16 protein-coding genes and 1 tRNA gene are annotated in these 17,947 nt (G+C 71.0%); 12 read left to right on the top strand and 5 right to left on the bottom strand.

What is annotated here, in order from left to right; genetic code table 11:
• The first annotated feature begins 48 nt into the window (after positions 1-48).
• The 7 genes from I2W78_RS19665 to I2W78_RS19635 all read left to right on the top strand — a co-directional run bounded on the left by I2W78_RS19665 (position 49) and on the right by I2W78_RS19635 (position 7,726).
• The gene (locus I2W78_RS19665; RefSeq protein ID WP_196461597.1) at positions 49-2,175 is read left to right on the top strand and encodes an FtsK/SpoIIIE domain-containing protein; all 2,127 of its coding nucleotides are present in this window, start codon (positions 49-51) and stop codon (positions 2,173-2,175) included.
• Between the two features lie 204 nt (positions 2,176-2,379).
• Complete coding sequence (locus I2W78_RS19660; protein ID WP_196461596.1) at positions 2,380-2,844, top strand: hypothetical protein; 465 nt, start codon at positions 2,380-2,382, stop codon at positions 2,842-2,844.
• A gap of 17 nt (positions 2,845-2,861) precedes the next feature.
• Complete coding sequence (locus I2W78_RS19655) at positions 2,862-3,152, top strand: hypothetical protein (RefSeq protein ID WP_196461595.1); 291 nt, start codon at positions 2,862-2,864, stop codon at positions 3,150-3,152.
• 88 nt (positions 3,153-3,240) lie between these two features.
• Complete coding sequence (locus I2W78_RS19650) at positions 3,241-4,131, top strand: bifunctional DNA primase/polymerase (RefSeq protein WP_374222682.1); 891 nt, start codon at positions 3,241-3,243, stop codon at positions 4,129-4,131.
• Positions 4,132-4,133: 2 nt separating this feature from the next.
• A complete protein-coding gene (locus tag I2W78_RS19645; RefSeq protein WP_196461594.1) occupies positions 4,134-5,612 on the top strand; it encodes an ATP-binding protein in 1,479 nt (492 codons plus the stop codon).
• A 492-nt stretch (positions 5,613-6,104) separates the two neighbouring features.
• Positions 6,105-6,290, top strand: a complete 186-nt coding sequence (locus I2W78_RS19640; RefSeq protein ID WP_196461593.1) for a helix-turn-helix transcriptional regulator — start codon at positions 6,105-6,107, stop codon at positions 6,288-6,290.
• 59 nt (positions 6,291-6,349) lie between these two features.
• On the top strand, positions 6,350-7,726 hold the full coding sequence (locus I2W78_RS19635) for a tyrosine-type recombinase/integrase (RefSeq protein ID WP_196461592.1): 1,377 nt from the start codon (positions 6,350-6,352) through the stop codon (positions 7,724-7,726).
• A 135-nt stretch (positions 7,727-7,861) separates the two neighbouring features.
• On the opposite strand, the gene I2W78_RS19630 is transcribed toward I2W78_RS19635, so the two are convergent.
• From I2W78_RS19630 to I2W78_RS19620, 3 genes are all read right to left on the bottom strand, one after another.
• Positions 7,862-7,946: transfer RNA gene (locus I2W78_RS19630), tRNA-Ser, on the bottom strand.
• A gap of 51 nt (positions 7,947-7,997) precedes the next feature.
• Complete coding sequence (locus I2W78_RS19625) at positions 7,998-8,258, bottom strand: hypothetical protein (RefSeq protein WP_196461591.1); 261 nt, start codon at positions 8,256-8,258, stop codon at positions 7,998-8,000.
• Positions 8,259-8,295: 37 nt separating this feature from the next.
• Complete coding sequence (locus tag I2W78_RS19620; protein ID WP_196461590.1) at positions 8,296-9,777, bottom strand: S1C family serine protease; 1,482 nt, start codon at positions 9,775-9,777, stop codon at positions 8,296-8,298.
• 251 nt (positions 9,778-10,028) lie between these two features.
• Between I2W78_RS19620 and I2W78_RS19615 the strand changes: the two genes are divergently transcribed.
• The 3 genes from I2W78_RS19615 to I2W78_RS19605 all read left to right on the top strand — a co-directional run bounded on the left by I2W78_RS19615 (position 10,029) and on the right by I2W78_RS19605 (position 12,760).
• Complete coding sequence (locus I2W78_RS19615) at positions 10,029-10,856, top strand: glycerophosphodiester phosphodiesterase (RefSeq protein WP_196461589.1); 828 nt, start codon at positions 10,029-10,031, stop codon at positions 10,854-10,856.
• A 139-nt stretch (positions 10,857-10,995) separates the two neighbouring features.
• Positions 10,996-11,634: an ATP-binding protein gene (locus I2W78_RS19610; RefSeq protein ID WP_196461588.1), complete on the top strand. Its 639-nt coding sequence runs from the start codon at positions 10,996-10,998 to the stop codon at positions 11,632-11,634.
• Between the two features lie 160 nt (positions 11,635-11,794).
• Positions 11,795-12,760 (top strand): DUF5926 family protein, encoded by a 966-nt coding sequence (locus I2W78_RS19605; RefSeq protein ID WP_196461587.1) that lies wholly within the window; start codon positions 11,795-11,797, stop codon positions 12,758-12,760.
• 252 nt (positions 12,761-13,012) lie between these two features.
• Here I2W78_RS19605 and I2W78_RS19600 read toward each other — a convergent pair whose 3' ends face one another.
• Positions 13,013-13,600, bottom strand: a complete 588-nt coding sequence (locus tag I2W78_RS19600) for a hypothetical protein (protein ID WP_196461586.1) — start codon at positions 13,598-13,600, stop codon at positions 13,013-13,015.
• A 55-nt stretch (positions 13,601-13,655) separates the two neighbouring features.
• Positions 13,656-14,321, bottom strand: coding sequence for a bifunctional DNA primase/polymerase (locus I2W78_RS19595; protein WP_196461585.1), 666 nt, complete (start codon positions 14,319-14,321; stop codon positions 13,656-13,658).
• Positions 14,322-14,826: 505 nt separating this feature from the next.
• On the opposite strand from I2W78_RS19595, the gene I2W78_RS19590 reads away from it, so the two are divergent.
• Positions 14,827-16,335, top strand: a complete 1,509-nt coding sequence (locus tag I2W78_RS19590) for a PP2C family protein-serine/threonine phosphatase (protein ID WP_196461584.1) — start codon at positions 14,827-14,829, stop codon at positions 16,333-16,335.
• Between the two features lie 122 nt (positions 16,336-16,457).
• Positions 16,458-17,924, top strand: coding sequence for an aminopeptidase P family protein (locus I2W78_RS19585; protein ID WP_196461583.1), 1,467 nt, complete (start codon positions 16,458-16,460; stop codon positions 17,922-17,924).
• Positions 17,925-17,947 lie beyond the last annotated feature (23 nt).

The following is a 17,947-nucleotide window of genomic DNA, read 5'->3' as shown; positions in this document are numbered from 1 at the left end:
GCTCTCCCTCAGTCCCGCCCTGTTGGGGCAGTCAGGAGCACTTCCAGCATGTCTGAGAACGTCGTCCACCTCCACAAGCCCACCGACCCCCCGACCCCCGACACCACCCCCACCGTGCTCACGGTCGTACCGGACGCGCCGCCCGCGCGGCCCGTGCCGCTGTGGGTCCGCTCCGGCCGCGCTGTGAAGACGGCCGTCACACACGAGCGCACGCGGTCGACGGGGCGGGCGGTGGCCCGGCACGCCTCCTACACGTTCAACGGTGGCCTGATCGTGGCCCGCCGCACCTGGGACGGCCGCACCGGCTCCCGGTACGAGCGGATGATCCGGGCAGCAGAAGCCGCGGGAAACCTGGAAACAGCCGAGGAGTGGGAGGAGCGGTTGCAGCGCTTCCGCGCCGCCCGCCACCACCGCCGCATGGACCTCCTCCACTCGCCCGTGGAGGCCGCCAAGGGCGTGGCCGTCGGCGCCGGCATGAGCATCGGCGTCCTGGTCGCCCTCGGCGTCGTCATGGCCATCAACACCGGCCAGATCAGCGACGTCATCACCCCCCTGTCGGCAACCATCGACTTCATCGCCCTGCTCATCCGCATTGTGCAGATCGTGTGGGGCCCGGCGCTCACCATCGGCCCGTTCCTCGCCCTGCTCGCCCTGTGGTCGGTCGGCCGCAAGCAGCACGCAGCCCCCGCCTGGGCCCTGCCCGCCAACGTCCGTAACGGCGAGGGTGAGCCGATCACCCCGTCCATCGTGGTCAAGGCCCTACGCGACCTCGGCGTGCCCGCCCTGGCCCGGGCCATCAAGGAGATGGGCGACGCCGGCGCCTCCATGCTCGGTCCCATCCGGATCGCCGGATGCGGCGTGGAAGTCGACGTCACCCTTCCCTCCGGGGTGGCCACGAACGAGGTGCAGAACAAGCGACGCAAGCTCGCCGAGAACCTGACCCGGCACGAGCACGAGGTGTTCATCACCATCCCCGAGGCCGCGCGCACCGTGCGGCTGTGGATCGCCGACTCCGGCGCCTTGGACGAACCGATCGGCCCGTCCCCGCTGGTCACCGACGAGACACTGACCGCGAACTACAAGACCGGTCGGGCCCCATGGGGCCAGGACCTGCGCGGGGACGCGGCGGAGCTGAGCGTGTATCAGCGCCACCTGCTGGTCACGGGCCTGTCCAACCAGGGCAAGACCGCCGCCCTGCGGGCGCTCGCCCTGTGGCTGGCCCTGGATAGGACGGTGCAGTTCTGGATTGCCGACCTGAAGGGCGTCGGTGACTGGGCACCGTTCGACGGCATCGCCAAGGTCCTGATCGAGGGCCCCTCGGACAGCCACTGCATTCAGGCGACCGAGATGGTTGAGGACGCGGTGGAGGAGATGAACCGGCGCATCGAGGCGGTGCGTAAGGACCCCTCCCTCGTCTTCCCGCCGCTGATCGTGCTGGTCGATGAGGCGCAGAAGGCGTTCATGTGCCCGGCCAAGGGCGAGGACGGCCGCCCCTACGGCGGCGCCAAGGCCACCTCCCGCTATTTCATGGCGGTGCGCGAGATCCACAATCAGGGCCGTGCGGTCGACGTGCTGATGTGGCAGGGCACGCAGGACCCCACCGACCAGAACCTTCCCAAGCTGGTCCGCGAGGGCGCCCACACCCGCGCATCCCTCGTGGTCGGCACGGAATCCCAGGCTGAGATGGCGCTCGGAGCCAAGGCCGTCAACGCCGGCGCCGCACCGCACCTGCTGCGCCAGGGACTGGACAAGGGCACCCTCGTGGTCGCCTCCGACGGCATCGCCATCCCCGCCGGCCAGTCCTCCATCACCGTGCGCACGCACTTCATCGACGACGAGCCGGCCGCCGAGATCGCCGCCCGGGCCAAGGCCCTGCGCGACGGAGTGGCCACCCTGCACGCCATCGACCGCACCGAGGAGCGCGATGCGCTCGCCGACGTGGCGGCCGTCATCGGCGACGCGGCCCGGATGCGCACCGATGAGGTGCTGAAGCGGCTGCACGCGCTCGACACGGCCGTCTACCGCGAGTGGAACAACGTCCGCCTGAAGCGGCTGCTGGAGGAACACGGCGAGGAGCCGAAGAAGTCCCACGGGGTCATGGTCGTGCGCCGCGACGACGTGGCCCGCGCCCTCGCCAACCGCGACGCCGACGGTTCCGCTTCCGCCTCCCAGTAGCGGGGAGGAACGAGGGTCCGGCCCGGGGAGGCGGGGAGAACTCCCCAATCCCCTCCCCGGGCCCGCCTCCCCGTACTGATCAGCACAAACATCGTTTCAGGGAGGCGGGGAGGCGCCCTGCTCAGACCCCCGAAACACCCCTCCACACGGCACCCCGAACGGGGTGCTTCCACCTCCCCGGCCGAGTACCGGAAGGGATTCCGAATGTACCCCGACCACACCCCGCACGTGCCCGCACAGCGGGCCGTGGAAGTCCACCAGCCCACCCCGCTCCCGCCCACCGTGGCCGTGTCGGCACCCCTCGTGCCGGTGCAGCCCGGCAGTGTTCCGGCGGTGGCGAGCATCGTCCTGCCGGACGGCCGCGTCGTCACCGGCTACGCCATCAACCCCGTCCAGCCCGAGCCGGTCGTGGTCAAGCCGGCCGTCTCGCGGACGGCCGTGAACGTCGCCCTCGGGGGTGTCGGGTTCCTCGCGGTGTGCGGCGGGCTGATCCTGCTCACCTCGTTCATCGCCGCGCTCACCACGTTCATCACCCAACTGATCATCCTGGCAGCCGTCATCTTCGGCGGATGGATCGCCGTGCAGCTCTTCAGCGCGAGCGGCCACCAGGGCGGCACGACCGTGAACATCCGCAAGGCGACGTTTAAGCGCAACCACTTCCACGGCTGAGACAAGGAGACCCGCCCGTGCGACTGCGTATCCAGCGCACCGCGTTGCCCCGCAACTCGCTGATCTTGACCGACACGCCCCGCCCCGACTGCCCCGACTGCGACGGATGGGGCGGCATCGAGCACGACTACGGCGACTACGACACCGGCGAGTACGCCGGCACCGACTGGGAGCCCTGCACCTGTTGGCACGAGTCCCGCCGCTGGCTGCTCTTGCCCCTCCCCGGCCTGCCCCGCTGGCTGCACCGGTTCCGCCGTGACGCCGACCCGTGGGGGCCCCACGGCTACAGCGACGAACCGCCCTTCTAGCTACGCCAAGGGCGGCCCCCCATTCCGCCAAGAACCGGGGCCGCCCTTGCAAACCCAGAACCCATCGAGGAACTGGAGATACCCCAGCATGACGCAACCCACCGACTTCCGGCGAGTGTCCGCCGGGTGCGGCATGAGCGAGACGCCCTACCCCCGGCACACCGCGCTGAGCCTCGCCGCGTCCGGCGTGCCCGTGCTGCCCCTGCGCCGGGGCAAGGTGCCGTTCGGCAACTGCCCCACCTGCGCGGACAACGCGTGCGGCGGCCGGCCGAACATGAAGACCCCGGGCGTCTGCGACTGCCCCGACGTCTGCCACGCATGGGCCGCCGCCACCACCGACCCGGCCGTCATCGTCTCGCCCCCGTGGGCGGCGGCCTGGCGCCGCGCGGTGTGCGTCGGCTACCACCCCGGCGGCGCCGGGCTGACCGTGGTCGACCTGGACGACGCGGACGCCATCTCATGGGCCCGCCAGACCCTGCCCGCCACACGGACCGTGCCGACGACACGCGGTGAGCACTGGATCTACCGGGGCGCCATGACCTCCCGCAACAAGGTGCGTCCCGGTGTCGACGTCAAGTCGTCCATGTCCTACGCCCGCTACCTCGGTCCCGGCACCGGCCGCATGGTCGACCTGCCGGACACCGTGCGCGCCCTGGCCGCCAAGACGCCCTCCCCGGCCCGGCCTGTACCGCACGCTGGCTTGTCCACGCGGTCCGGCGGCGGGCAGTGCCCGCACCGCACGCCCGTCTTCCTGGAACGCGGCATCGCCATGGCCGAGCAGCGCATCACCGCCGCCCGCAGCGCGATCCACGCCACCGTCTACGGGACGTTCCTGGCGGTGCTGTCCACGCACGGCCGGTGCGGCTGCCTCACCGACGCCCACGTCGCCCGGCTGTTCACCGCCGCCCAGACCAAGGGCGAGACGGCCCGGCACTGCACGGACGCGTGGACCAACGCCCGCACCGCATTGGGGTTGTGACCATGTCCGACGACGACAAGAACCCCGCCCGCGAAGTCATCACCGACTACGCGCAGGCGCACTTCCGGTACTTCCGCACCGCCGACGGCACCGTGTACGCGCAGCGCAACGGCCACCCCGTGGCCCGCCCCATCCGGTCCCAGGGCACGACGGGAAGCCACCGGCAGGAACTCATGGTCGGACTCTTCCGCGACGGCATCGGCGTGTTCAACGGCACCGCCATGAAGGAGGCGCTGGACTTGATCGAAGCACTCGCACTGACCGAGGACGTACAGCCGGTCCACATCCGCGTCGCCCCCGGCTACGACGGGGCCACCTGGCTGGACCTCGGGCGCGACGACGGGCAGTCCGTGCGTATCCACCCCACCGGCTGGGACATCCGTACCCCGGACCCGCAGGAGGTCTGCTGGCGCCGTACTCAGCTCACGGGTGAGTTGCCGTTGCCGGTCAAGGACACCGACGGCAAGGGCATCGATCTGCTGATGCGGCTCTGCAACTTCGCCACCGCCGAAACGGAGTGTCTGGCCATTGCGTGGCTCATCGGCTGTCTTGGGCCGACCGTGCCCGTCCCGGCCCCGTTCCTCACCGGACCGCAGGGCGCCGGCAAGTCCACCGGCGGCCGGATGCTCGTGCGGATCATCGAGGGCATGACCGGGGACCTGCGCCGGGCCCCCAAGGACGAGGAGAACCTGATCACGGCGGTGGCGGCCGGCTGGGTCACCGCCCTGGACAACCTCTCCCACATGACCCCGGAACTGTCCGACGCGATGTGCTGCATCGTGACCGGCGCCGAGAACGTCAAGCGCGCGCTGTTCACCGACGGGGACGTCTTCCGCATCGGCTACCGCCGCCCCCTGCTCCTGACCGGCATCGACGTCGGCGTGATCCGGCCCGACCTCGCCGAACGGCTCCTGCCCCTGCGCCTGGAACGCCCCCGGGTGCGGCGCACCGAGGCGGAACTGTGGTCCGACTTCGCCGAAGTGCTGCCCGTCATCCTCGGCTCGCTCCTGGACCTCACCGTGCAGGTGCGGGCGGCGGAGGCGGACATCCCGACCGACCTGCGCATGGCCGACTTCGCGCACCTGTGCGCGCAGCTCGACGCGGCCACCGGCCTGGGAGCTCTCGCCGCCTACCGGGCCAGCCTGGACGACCTCAACGACGACGTCATCGAGGGCGACCTGTTGGCACAGACGGTGCTCAAGCACGCCGCCGGCACGGAACCCGGCACCGAGCAGCGGATGACGTCCGCCGAATGGCTGCACTGCCTCACCGGCCTCTACACCGGCGAGGACTTTCGCCCCCTGCCGAAAGGGTGGCCGACCACGGGCAAGGTGCTCTCTGACCGCCTCAAGCGGCTTCAGCCCACCCTCGCGGCCCGGGGCGTCCTCATCGACTGGGGGCGCACCAACGCCTCCCGCTACATCGAGATCGCGCGTCCGGGCGCCGCACCGCCAGCGTCCGAGCAGGAAGCGGCCTTCTGACCGCACGGCACCACGACCGCTCACAAGCAAGAGGAGCACCGGCGCCCGGGTGCTCCTCTTGCTGTTCGGCGGCGGCGCCGCCCTGCGAGGGACGCGCCGCGAAGCGGCTCCTTCTTTCACTCTCTGAGCCGCGCACCACAACAGACACCACCCCCTCTTTGTCCTAAGTAGGAAGGCGCTGCGTCACCTGCGTCACCCGGGCCCCGAAAACGGTCGGTGACCTGCCGAAAGGCGGGTGACGCAGACGGCCGATTCCTGCGTCACCCCGCGTCACCTGCGTCACCCAATGACGCAGGTCTGTGTCACCGGTGACGCACCCCCACCGTTCTGCGTCACCGCGAAATCGCAGGCCAGAGCAGCGAATGACGCAGATGACGCAGGTGACGCAGAAATCCGCACCTCGGACACACGCAGGCATTCGACAAGTCCCGAAGTCCACCTGCGCTCAGCCAATGGCACTTGAAGTCACCCCGACTACTGAGGAGCCACCGAATGGCCAGCCCCCGGATGCTCAAGCTCCCCGAAGTCCTCGAAGAGATCGAGATGAGCCGCGCCGCCTTCTACCGGATGCGCGCCCGAGGCAAGGCGCCAAGGCTCATAAAGCTGCCGAACGGCCAGATCCGATGCCGTCGCAGTGACTTGGACGCGTGGTGGGCCAAGCACGAGATCGCCGCCTGACCGCTGACCGACCCGATGGGGCCCGCCGTACGGCGGGTCCCATCTCCGTGAGGAGAACAATGCACAGCTATGACGTGCGCATTTGGAGCGTCCGGAAGCGTCCGAGCAAGGCGGCTCCGTACCAACTGCGCTGGCAGGTCGCCGGGACGGAGTTTCCGGAGAGGTTCGCTACCAAGACGCTCGCCGACGCTCGCCGCGCGGAACTGTTGACTGCGGCCCGTAAAGGCGAACCGTTCGACACCGAAACCGGCCTCCCCGTGTCGGAGCTCCGGGAGCGGAACCGCACGAGTTGGTACGCCCATGCCCGCGCGCACGCCGCGCGCAAATGGCCGACTGCCGCAGCAAAGCACCGGGCGAGCATCGCAGAGAGCCTGACCATCGCCACGATGGCGCTGTGCCCGGACGGGAAGGGACGCCCGGGGGACGACCTCTTGCGCCGGGCGCTCTACCAGTGGGGATTCAACGCCGGACGCCAGGACCAGGAGCCGCCCGAAGCGGAGGCCAAGGCGTTGGCATGGGTGGCACGCAACGCGCCGGCCGTCATCGACCTGGACAGCGCGAAGCGCGTGCGCATGGTGCTGGAAGCCCTGGCCAAGCGCAAGAACGGCAAGGCAGCCGCAGCCAACACCTTCCGGCGTCGCCGCGCGGTGCTCAGCAACTGCCTTCGCCTCGCCGTGGAACAGGAACTGTTGCCCGGCAACCCACTACACCGCGTGCACTGGGAGACGCCCAAAGCAGTGGAAGAGCTGGACGTGCGCAGCGTGGCCACCCCGGCGCAGGCACGGGCACTCCTGGACGCAGTCCGCGCGCAGGGGCAGCGCGGCGCCCACCTGGTCGCGTTCTACGCATGCATCTACTACGCCGCCATGCGGCCGGAGGAGGTGTCCATGCTCAGCGCTGAGCAGTGCGAACTCCCCACAGAAGGCTGGGGGCGGCTCATGCTCGCTGGCGCCCGGCCGCAGGTGGGATCCGCCTGGACCGACGACGGCAAGCCGTACGAAGAGCGGCAGCTCAAGCATCGGGCCCGCCAGGCAGTCCGACCCGTACCCATCCCGCCGGTACTGGTGGCCATCCTGCGGTCCCACCTCGAAGCGTTCGGCACCACGTCCGAAGGGCAACTGTTCAGTGCCGTGCGGGGTGGGCCCATCCGGTCGCAGGAGTACGGCGCGGTGTGGAAGGAGGCTCGCAAGAAGGCGCTCACCGCCACGCAGGTGGCCTCTCCGCTGGCCGCCATCCCGTACGACCTGCGCCACGCCTGTGTGTCGTTCTGGCTCCGCTCCGGGGTCAGCCTTGCCGAGACCGCCCGGCGCGCGGGTCAGAGCGTCGCCGTGCTTCAGCGCTACTACGCCAAGGTGCTGGACGGCGAGGAAGCCAGGATGAACGCCCTGATCGAGCAGGGGTTGGCGGAGCAGGAAGGCGAGTCAGAGGAACCGTGAATCCTGGCCGCAGGTTGGCCGCACGCGCTGGTCAAGCCCGGGATGCGGGCGAGTCAGGGTGAGACAGGGTGAACGCAGAAGGGGTGCCCCCAGCGGAGGGGCACCCCTTCTGACCTGCAATGCTTCTGACCTGCGCGGTGGGTGTGGGATTTGAACCCACGGTGACTCGCGCCACGACGGTTTTCAAGACCGTTCCCTTAGGCCGCTCGGGCAACCCACCTGGCTTCCGCCCACCTGTGGCGGAGCGGGTACAGCGTACCGGCCCCACGCGTCAGCTGTGCGAGCGCAGGGATTCCCGGATGGAGTGGGCACTGGTGATCGCGGCCGTGAACCACAGCAGGGCCGCGCCGAGCGCGATGTGGCTCTCCACACCTGCCGCGCCGGCCGCCGCGAAAACAGCGATGGCCGCGGGGACACCGGCCGCGAGCGAGGCCGGGTCACGCAACGGTGACCCGATCGACGTCCGTCCCACGAAGAGGCGGATCGCGACGGAGAGCACGACGGCGACGCAGCCGCTGTACAGGAACCACAAGGGTCGAGAGCCTCAGCTTCTCCCTGCCGTCCGAAGGTCAGCTGTCGCCCACGCGGGAGCCCAGGGTGAGGTCGACGGTGTTGGTGCTGCCGTCGCGTTCGTAGGTGATCGTGACCCTGTCGCCGGGCTTGTGCGTCCAGATCTCGCCGATCAGGGTCGGGCCGCTGTCGATCACCGTGTCGTCGAGCTTGGTGATGACGTCGCCGGGCTTCAGGCCGGCCTTGTCGGCGGGGCCGCCCGCCTCGACCGGGTCCGTGCCGCCCGCGCCCGTGTCGGTGATCTTCGCGCCGTCGGTGGTGTCCTCCAGGGAGACGGACGCGCCGATCTTCGCGTACACCGGCTTGCCGTTCTTGATCAGCTCCTGGGCGACGTACTTCGCCTGGTTGATCGGGATGGCGAAGCCCAGGCCGATGGAGCCGGACTGGCCGGTGCCGAAGCCGCCGTTGCTGCTCGACTGGATCGCGGAGTTGATGCCGATGACATTGCCCTTGGCGTCCAGCAGCGGGCCGCCGGAGTTCCCGGGGTTTATCGAGGCGTCGGTCTGCAGGGCGCTCATGTACGACGCCTGGCTGCCCGTGCCGTCACTGGAGGCCACCGGGCGGTTCTTGGCGCTGATGATGCCCGTCGTGACCGTGTCGGAGAGGCCGAAGGGGGCACCGATCGCGATCGTGGAGTCGCCGACGGCCACCTTGTCGGAGTCACCCAGGGTGAGCGGCTTCAGGCCCGAGGGGGCGTTCTTGAGCTTGATCACCGCCACGTCGTAGCCCTGCGCGTTGCCGACGACCTCGGCGTCGTACTTCTTGCCGCTCGGGAAGGTGGCCGTCAGCTTGCCCCCGTCGACCGCCTCGGCCACCACGTGGTTGTTGGTGATGATGTGGCCCTCGGTGTCGAACACGAAGCCCGTGCCCGTGCCGCCCTCGCCGCTGCTGCTCTCGGCCTCGATGGTGACCGTGCTCGGCAGCGCCTGGGCGGTCACCCCGGCGACCGTACCGGGATCGCGCTTGATGTCGCCGCCGCTGTCGGGGGCGGAGACGGTGGTGGAGCTGGTGTCGTCGTTCTTGGCCAGCGTGTAGCCGAGGCCGCCGCCCAGGCCGCCCGCGACCAGCGCGGCCACCAGGACCGCGGCGACCAGCCCACCGCGCCGGCCGGAGGGCTTCGGCGCGGGCTGCGGGTACGAGGTTCCCCAGCCGGAGCCGTCGCCCGGCCCGCCGGTGCCCTGCGCGGGGTACGCGTGCGTGGGCGGCGGCGGGGGCGGCCAGCCGCCCTCGGGGACGGCGTTCTGCGAGCCGCCCTGAGGGGTCGTCGACGCGTACGCCGGTGCGCCGGGGGCGTGCGGCGGCTGCTCCCGTGCGCCGGAGGCGCCGGGGGCGCCGGGAGGCGTGACCGGCATCGGCGTCGTCGGCGCGTCGGCGGCCGGCGCGTGTGCGGGCTGCTGCGGGGAGGCTGCGGGAGTGTCCACCGGCACGGGAGGTGCGGACGGGGCCGGGGGTACCGCAGTGCCCTCGTTCTCGGTGCTCACAGCTTTTCTCCTCGGTCCACTGCTGTTGGTCAGGCGCGATGCGGCTGTGCCGGTGCTCGCTGCTCACTGCCGACTGGTGAATTTTGTATGCCGTCAGCTTTTCCCACAGGACGTCAGGGCACCATAAGCGGTCGCTGTGGGTGTTCGACTAACCCTTATATAGGACCAGCCTGACCAAAGGTACGCATTCCCACCACCGCCGAACCGCCTCCGCCCCCACGGCTACCCCGTCCCGGTGGCACCATGACGCGGTGACCCACGCACGACAGCACCGGATCCAGGTCGTCGCCCACCGCGGCGCCTCCGAGGACGCCCCCGAGCACACCCTGGCCGCATACCGGAAGGCGATCGAGGACGGGGCGGACGCTCTGGAGTGCGATGTCCGGCTGACCGCGGACGGTCACCTCGTGTGCGTCCACGACCGCCGCATCGACCGTACGTCCAACGGCCGCGGCGCGGTCTCCGCCCTGGAGCTCGCCGATCTCGCCGCTCTGGACTTCGGCTCCTGGAAATACCGCGGGTCACTGCACCACCGGGACGAGGAGCCCGACTGGGTGCACCGCCCGGAGGACCCGGCGGAGACCTCCGTACTCACCCTGGAGCGGCTGCTCACCCTCGTCGCGGACGCCGGGCGGCGGGTGGAGCTGGCGATCGAGACCAAGCACCCCACCCGATGGGCCGGACAGGTGGAGGAGCGGCTGCTGACGCTCCTGAAGCGGTTCGGGCTGGACGCTCCGGCCGCGCCGGAGGAGTCCGCGGTACGCGTCATGAGTTTCTCGGCGCGCTCCCTGCAGCGCGTCCGGGCGGCCTCGCCGGCGCTGCCGACCGTCTATCTGATGCAGTTCGTGTCGCCCCGGCTGCGCGACGGGCGGCTGCCCGTGGGTGTCCGGATCGCGGGCCCCTCGATCCGGATCGTGCGCAGTCACCCGTTGTTCGTCGAGCGGCTGAAGCGGGCCGGCCATCAGGTGCATGTGTGGACCGTGAACGAGCCCGCGGACGTGGATCTCTGCGTTGACCTGGGCGTCGACGCCATCATCACCAATCGCCCGCGCGCGGTGCTGGACCAGCTGGGTCGCTGACCCATGAAACGAACCTTGACCTGAGGGCCCGGCTGGACCATCCTCCGGTCTCGGCCACACCGTCGAAATCCAGCCACATGCCGACCGGTCCATTACGGGGAGTGCTCCGGCGCGTTCGGTACGTATTCGATCGTTGCGAATGCGTCGCCGGACGTGGATTGGCCGGTTTCCGGTACAGGCCAATGGGGCATCCACACCGTGGCGTGGGGCGAAGGAGGTCTCGGGGGTGGCGTTGGTGGTGGCACAGGAGGTGCCCACGTCGTCGAGCATGGCCGTACCCCATGGCCCTGCGGGCGTGGGCAAGGCGCGGCACCGGATGCGCGATCAGTTGCGCAGAGGTGGCGTGGCGGAATCGGTCATCGACGATGCCGTACTGATCCTTTCCGAACTTTTGAGCAACGCGTGCAAACACGGCCGACCACTGGGCGACGCCCTGGCCGGGGACGGTGACGTCCGGGCCGCGTGGCGCGTGGACCCGGGCGGCAGGCTGGTCGTGGAGGTGACGGACGGCGGCGGACCGACCCGTCCGGCCCCGGCGACCCCCTCGGTCACCGCACACGGCGGCCGCGGGCTGAACATCATCACGGCGCTGGCCGACGACTGGGGCGTACGGGACGACACCCGGGGCGAGGTCACCGTCTGGGTCGTGGTCCACGACGGCGTGCACGATCCCGGTGCGGCGCACCGGCGCGACGACTTCGCTACGCGTGTCACGGCCCCGCCGGTCTCGGCCATACCCGAGCTGGACTTCGCGGACGCGTTCGACGACCTGGACTGAGCACGAGGCACAACAGCCACGGGCGACCGCGACTCGGTCCGCCGCCCGGTCCGTCCGCGTTGTCCACAACGCCCCCGTCATCCACAGGGTCCCGTCCCCGCGCGCACGAACGGCTAGGCTCCCGCCGTACGAGACGAGCCGTAACCGGGAGACACCCACCATGGCCAAGAAGCGACCCCAGACGAAGGCCACGCGCCCGCAGCTCACGGACGAAGAGATCCCGGTGGTCGGCGCCCGTGAGCCCTGCCCCTGCGGTAGCGGACGCCGCTACAAGGCGTGCCACGGCCGGGCCGCGGCACAGGCCGCGACCGAGCTGGTGCACCGCCCGTTCGAGGGGCTGCCCGGCGAGTGCGACTGGGTCGCCCTGCGCGAGCTGGTCCCGGCGGCCACCGCCGAGCTGACCCTGAAGGAGGGCCTCCCCGAGGGTGTCCCCTCGGTCACCCTCGCCACGGTCCTGCCGATGGCCTGGCCCGCCCTGCGCCGCGACGACGGCTCGGTCCTGCTCGGCCTGCAGAACGACACCGCGTCGGGCGACATCAGCCGCGACCTCGCCGACACCCTGCTGCGCGCGCTCGAGGCGCAGCCCGGCACCCCGGTGAAGGGCCGCCGCGCCCCCGCCGACGGGCCCCGGCTGCAGGACCTGCTGGACCCCAAGGCCCCGTTCGAGCCCGTCGTCCACCCCGGCTTCGAGTTCTGGGTACCGGACCCGGAGAACGCCACGCCGGACGTGACCGCGTCCCTGGAGCGGGCCAACGCCGCCGCCATCCCGACGGTCAAGCTTCAGGGCGTGGACGCGGCGTACTGGTGCGAGACGCCGGAGAAGAACCACCTGCGCTGGGTCATGCCGCACCTGGAGGAGCGGCTTCTGGACGCTCTGGCGCGGCTGCACGCGGCCGGCCGGTCCAGCCTCGGCGAGGGCACCCGGCTCGTCGGCTCCTTCCGGGCGCACGGTCTGACCGTGCCGGTGTGGGACCTGCCGAGCGGTGTCACCGCCGACGACATCGAGAAGCCGGCGGCCGAGTTCGCCGAGCGGCTCGCCGCGGCGCTGGCCACGGACGCGCCGCTCACCGCGGACGAGCGCCGCGCGCGCGGAGGCCTGACCAACCGACAGGTCACCCTCAGCTGACACAAAGCCGCCCGACAGCGTTCAGCTGACTGGTCGGTCAGCTGAACGGCTCACCGGAATGAGGGACTCCGGTCTGAACTCCCGCTGCTGACAAGCCAGTCGGTGTCCGAATAGCCGAGGAAAACAGGAGATCGAATTTGCGAACCGCCGATCTCTTGTTACCGTTCCAGTAGCCCGGTTGCTGGTGCATCCCCCGTCGCCAGCAACCGGGTCTTTCCATGTGCGGAGTCGCTCACGCAACGCCGCCGGGGATCAACTGCCGGTAGGCGCATCGGAGTTGCTCCCCGAGCGCAGCAGCGACGGGCCCTGTCCGCCCCGCGCCGCGAACTCCGCGATCGCCGAGTACGCCGCCGGCTCGCCCCGCGTCCGCTCCCGGGGCGTGTCACAACTGGCCGGCTCGTCCTCGGCGCCCACCGGGCAGCGCAGCTGCACCGCCCGCCCGTCCGGCCCCATCAGGCTCAGTACGGCGTCCAGGGCTTCGCCGGTCGCGTTGCGGTAGTAGGTACGCGCCCACGAGTCCTCGCCCTGCGTCAGCACACAGGTCTGCGCCTCGATGCCGTCGGGGGAGGTGACTTCGGGGCCGCAGCGGGTGGCGGTGGCCAGGCCCAGACCGAGGAGGTGGGGGGAGCGGGCGGGATCGGGCGCGGCGGCCTCCGCGCCGGGAGCCCCGGCGTCACCACCGGGCGCATCGGCGTCCGGCACCTTGGCATCCCCACGCCCCGAGACCCGTACGGCCCCGGCCTCACGGTCGTCACCCACGGGCCCTGCGGACGCCATGGCCAGCGGCAGTGCCACCGCGCACGTCACGACGGCCCCGAGGGCGAGCAGGCGGAGATTCATGAGGGGACGATAACGACCAGGACCGGGCGCTCGGTTCCACGCGCGCCCGACACCCTCAGAACTCGGGCGCGCTCACACCCGTCCGAGTGAGGGCGTCGACCACGGCGTCCACCACGGCCTCGACGTCGGGCACCCACGGAGCGGCCGAGCCGGGCAGCGGCGCGCGCTCCCAGCGGATCTGCCCCTGGCCGGTCTCGGACGGCGGCAGCGCGAGGTAGCCGCCCTGGCCGTGGAAGCGCAGGGAGCCGGGGACGAAGTCCTTGGCGTAGAGCAGTTCGCCGAGTTGTTCCATGGAGTACGGCCGGACGAGCACGGCCCAGCGGGTGCGGGAGGCGAGGACCGGGCCGAGGCGCATCCCGGTGCGGTCCAGTGCGGCCAGGGCGCGCGCGGCAGCGGGCGCCGGCAGGCTGACCGCGCAAGGGGCCTTGTCGCCGGTGGCCAGGATGATCGGCGCCGTGGGCCGGTTGGTCCACCACCAGCGCACCATGCGCTCGTCGGTGGTGGCCGCGAGCAGCCCGGGGTCGAAGGGGTGCGCGCCTGGCACCGTGCACTCCGGGTCGGGGCAGCCGCAGCGGGCCCGGCCCTGCGGGTCCACCGTGACGCCCGGCAGTACGGGCCATTTCCATTCCGCCGCGAAGGTCAGGGCCGCGCTGATCACCTCAGGCCTCCCCTCGTTCCGCCTGGACAGGAGCCTGCGTCGCCTTCCGAGGATCTCGCGCATGAGCGCTCGTTCCTTTCCGTTGCACGCCTGGCAACACCGTGGTCCACATCACACCATGTGTCGATCACTTCACTGTGCGTACCTGTTGGCGCATCACACCCCGGCTATCGAGCACGGGGAGCCCCTATGGGCCGAGCGTTGGCTGCGTCCGCGTCCATACTGCGTCTCTCAAAAGCATGGGCGTGGCGTGGGGTGGCGAAGTGTGGCGTTTGCCGTCCCGCGTATTTCTCTTCGCCGCCGTCACGGGAGGATGGGGCTCGGTCGTCGGTGGCTAAGACGCCCGGGTCCGTCACCAGGTTCCGGGTGCCCCCCAACCACCCCTGGCCTTCACCGAGTACGTACCCATCACGACCGCTGTGACGCTCCGTCGAGCAAGCCCAGTCGACCGCAATAGGGCATTACCTGAAGCAGTTTTCAGCCAACTTCCGCTTTCCGCAAGAGATCCCGGGAGATCCGGTCCCGGAGCCACAACAGACCCACGGACACCAGTAATCCCAGCAGGACAATGCTGGACATCTCCTCACGAGTGCGTGTACATGTGGAGACACTGCTAGCGGCGCAAAATGCCATGGGGGTTTGCGATGCTTTTGAGCAAAACGCACCGGCCGGAAAGCCGGATGCCATGAACGCCCCGCACCCTCCGAAAGTGGCCGGAATCGATTCAACGGTTCCGGCACCGGCACACACTGTCGCGCCCTCCTCCCCGACCGCCTCCGCCGTCACCACCGGCCCCGGCGCCCTGTTGCAGGACCGGCTCGCCGGCTGGGTCTCGGACCTCACCACGCTGCACGAACTCACCGAACGCCTGGCCCGTACGGACACCCTGGCCGACGCGCTCCAGGAACTGCTGCGCGCCGGCGCGGCCCTGGTCGGCGCCCGGCGCGGTCTCGTCGTACTGGAACCGGCCGACGGCCTCGGCCCGCGCAGCACCATTGGTCTGGGCCTCGCCCCGGCGGATCTCGGACACATCGAGACCGTGCCGCCCGGTTCCATGCCGTACGGCGATCTGCTGGACGCCCCGGTGGGCCCGCCGGGCGGCGTCCGGGAGATCGTCCGGCCCGATCTGTTCGCCGAGGACGGCCTCGACCCCCGCCACCGCGAGGTGGCCCGCCGCCTCGGCTATGCCGCCAGCTACGCCCTCCCCCTGACCGCCGACGCCGCGGGCCGCCTGGGCGCCGCCGTGTGGCTCTACGACGAACCCGCCGAGCCGGTCGAACGGCAGCGCCACCTCGTCGGCCTGTACGCCCGCTACGCCGGCGCGCACCTCGCCCGGCTGCTCGAGGTCGAGCGCACGCGCGCGTGCATGGCGACCATCTCCGAGGAGCTGCTCCCCTCCCGGCTCCCCCGCGTCAGTGGCGTCCAGCTCGCCGCCCGGCACCGCACCGGCCCGCGCGGCGGCGGCGACTGGTACGACGCGCTGCCGCTGCCGGACGCGGCCCTCGGCCTCGCCGTCGGGTCCGTCACCGGGTCGGGTCCCAGCGCGGTCGCCGCGATGGGGCGGCTGCGGGCCTCCCTGCGCGCGTACGCCGTGATGGAGGGCGAGGACCCGGTCGCCGTGCTGTCCGACCTGGAGCTGCTGCTCCGGCTGACCGAGCCCGCCCGTTCGGCCACCGCCCTGTTCGCCTATGCCGAGCCCGCCCTGCACAAGATCACGCTGGCCGGGGCCGGGCACTGCCCGCCGCTGCTGATCGGGGAGCGGCGCACGGAGTTCGTGGAGACGTCGGTCTCGGCGCCGCTGGGGATGCTCGCCTGCTGGGAGGCGCCCAGCGTGGAGGTGCAGGCGGAGCCCGGAGAGACGGTTCTGCTGTACACCGACGGGCTGCTCCAGCGCACCGGCGACCCCGTGGACCGCGCGTTCGCCCGGCTGCACGCGGCGGCGGCCGGATTGCCGCGGGCCAAGCGCCGGGATCCGGACGCGCTCGTCGACCATGTCCTGCGGACCGTGCTGCCGGAGGGGCTGGACTCGGCGGACAGCGAGGAGGACGTGGTGCTGCTGGCGGCGCGCTTCGAGTGACGCCGGTGATCAACCGGCGCCGGTACACGGATCGCGGGTGACGCCGGCCACGGGTCTTTCGGCCCCGGGCCCTCTTTCGTGCGACCGTACGATGGATGGGGTCGAATGCCGTACCTAGGAGGATGACCGTGGCCGAAGAGCTCCCGGAGACCCCGGTGGATGCTTCTGAGGAAGAGCCCATCAAACAGCGCAAGAACGGCCTGTACCCGGGCGTGTCCGACGAGCTGGCCGAGAACATGAAGACCGGCTGGGCCGACACCGAGCTGCACGACCTGGAGCCGGTCCCCCAGGCCGCCGAGACCGCCGCCCGCCGCGCCGCGCTCTCCGCACGCTTCCCGGGCGATCGCCTGGTCATCCCCGCGGGCAACCTGAAGACCCGCTCGAACGACACCGACTACCCGTTCCGGGCGTCGGTCGAGTACGCATACCTCACCGGCAACCAGACCGAGGACGGTGTCCTGGTCCTGGAGCCGGTCGCCGACGGTCACGAGGCGACGATCTACCTGCTGCCGCGTTCCGACCGCGAGAACGGCGAGTTCTGGCTGGACGGCCACGGCGAGCTGTGGGTCGGGCGCCGGCACTCGCTCGTCGAGGCGGAGAAGCGGTACGGCATCCCCGCGTCGGACGTCCGCGAACTGGCCGACAAGCTGCGCGAGGCGACCGGTCCGGTGCGGGTCGTACGGGGGTACGACGCCGGTGTCGAGGCCGCGCTGACCGACAAGGTCACCGCCGAGCGGGACGAGGAGCTGCGGGTCTTCCTGTCCGAGGCGCGGCTGGTCAAGGACGAGTTCGAGATCGGCGAGCTGCAGAAGGCCGTCGACTCGACCGTGCGCGGCTTCGAGGACGTCGTGAAGGTCCTCGACAAGGCGGAGGCGACCTCCGAGCGGTACATCGAGGGCACGTTCTTCCTCCGCGCGCGTGTGGAGGGCAACGACGTCGGCTACGGCTCCATCTGCGCGGCCGGGCCGCACGCCTGCACGCTGCACTGGGTGCGCAACGACGGCCCGGTGCGGTCGGGTGACCTGCTGCTGCTGGACGCGGGCGTGGAGACGCACACGTACTACACCGCGGACGTGACGCGGACGCTGCCGATCAACGGGCGGTTCAGCGAGATCCAGCGGAAGATCTACGACGCGGTGTACGAGGCCCAGGAGGCCGGGATCGCGGCGGTGCGGCCGGGCGCGAAGTACCGGGACTTCCATGACGCGGCGCAGCGGGTGCTGGCCGAGAAGCTCGTCGAGTGGGGGCTGGTCGAGGGGCCGGTCGAGCGGGTGCTGGAGCTGGGGCTGCAGCGCAGGTGGACGCTGCACGGCACGGGACACATGCTCGGCATGGACGTCCACGACTGCGCCGCCGCGCGCACGGAGACGTACGTGGACGGTGTCCTCGAGCCCGGGATGTGCCTGACGGTGGAGCCGGGGCTGTACTTCCAGGCCGACGATCTGACCGTGCCGGAGGAGTACCGGGGCATCGGTGTGCGGATCGAGGACGACATTCTGGTGACGGAGGACGGGAACCGGAACCTGTCGGCGGCGTTGCCGCGCCGGTCCGACGACGTCGAGGCGTGGATGGCCGGGCTCAAGGGCTGAGCCGTACGAGGTCGAGGGCCGGG

The organism is Streptomyces spinoverrucosus, assembly GCF_015712165.1.
Taxonomy (GTDB): Bacteria; Actinomycetota; Actinomycetes; order Streptomycetales; family Streptomycetaceae; genus Streptomyces; species Streptomyces spinoverrucosus_A.
Note: the sequence above shows the minus strand (reverse complement) of the source record. Positions and strands in the feature narration are given on the sequence as shown.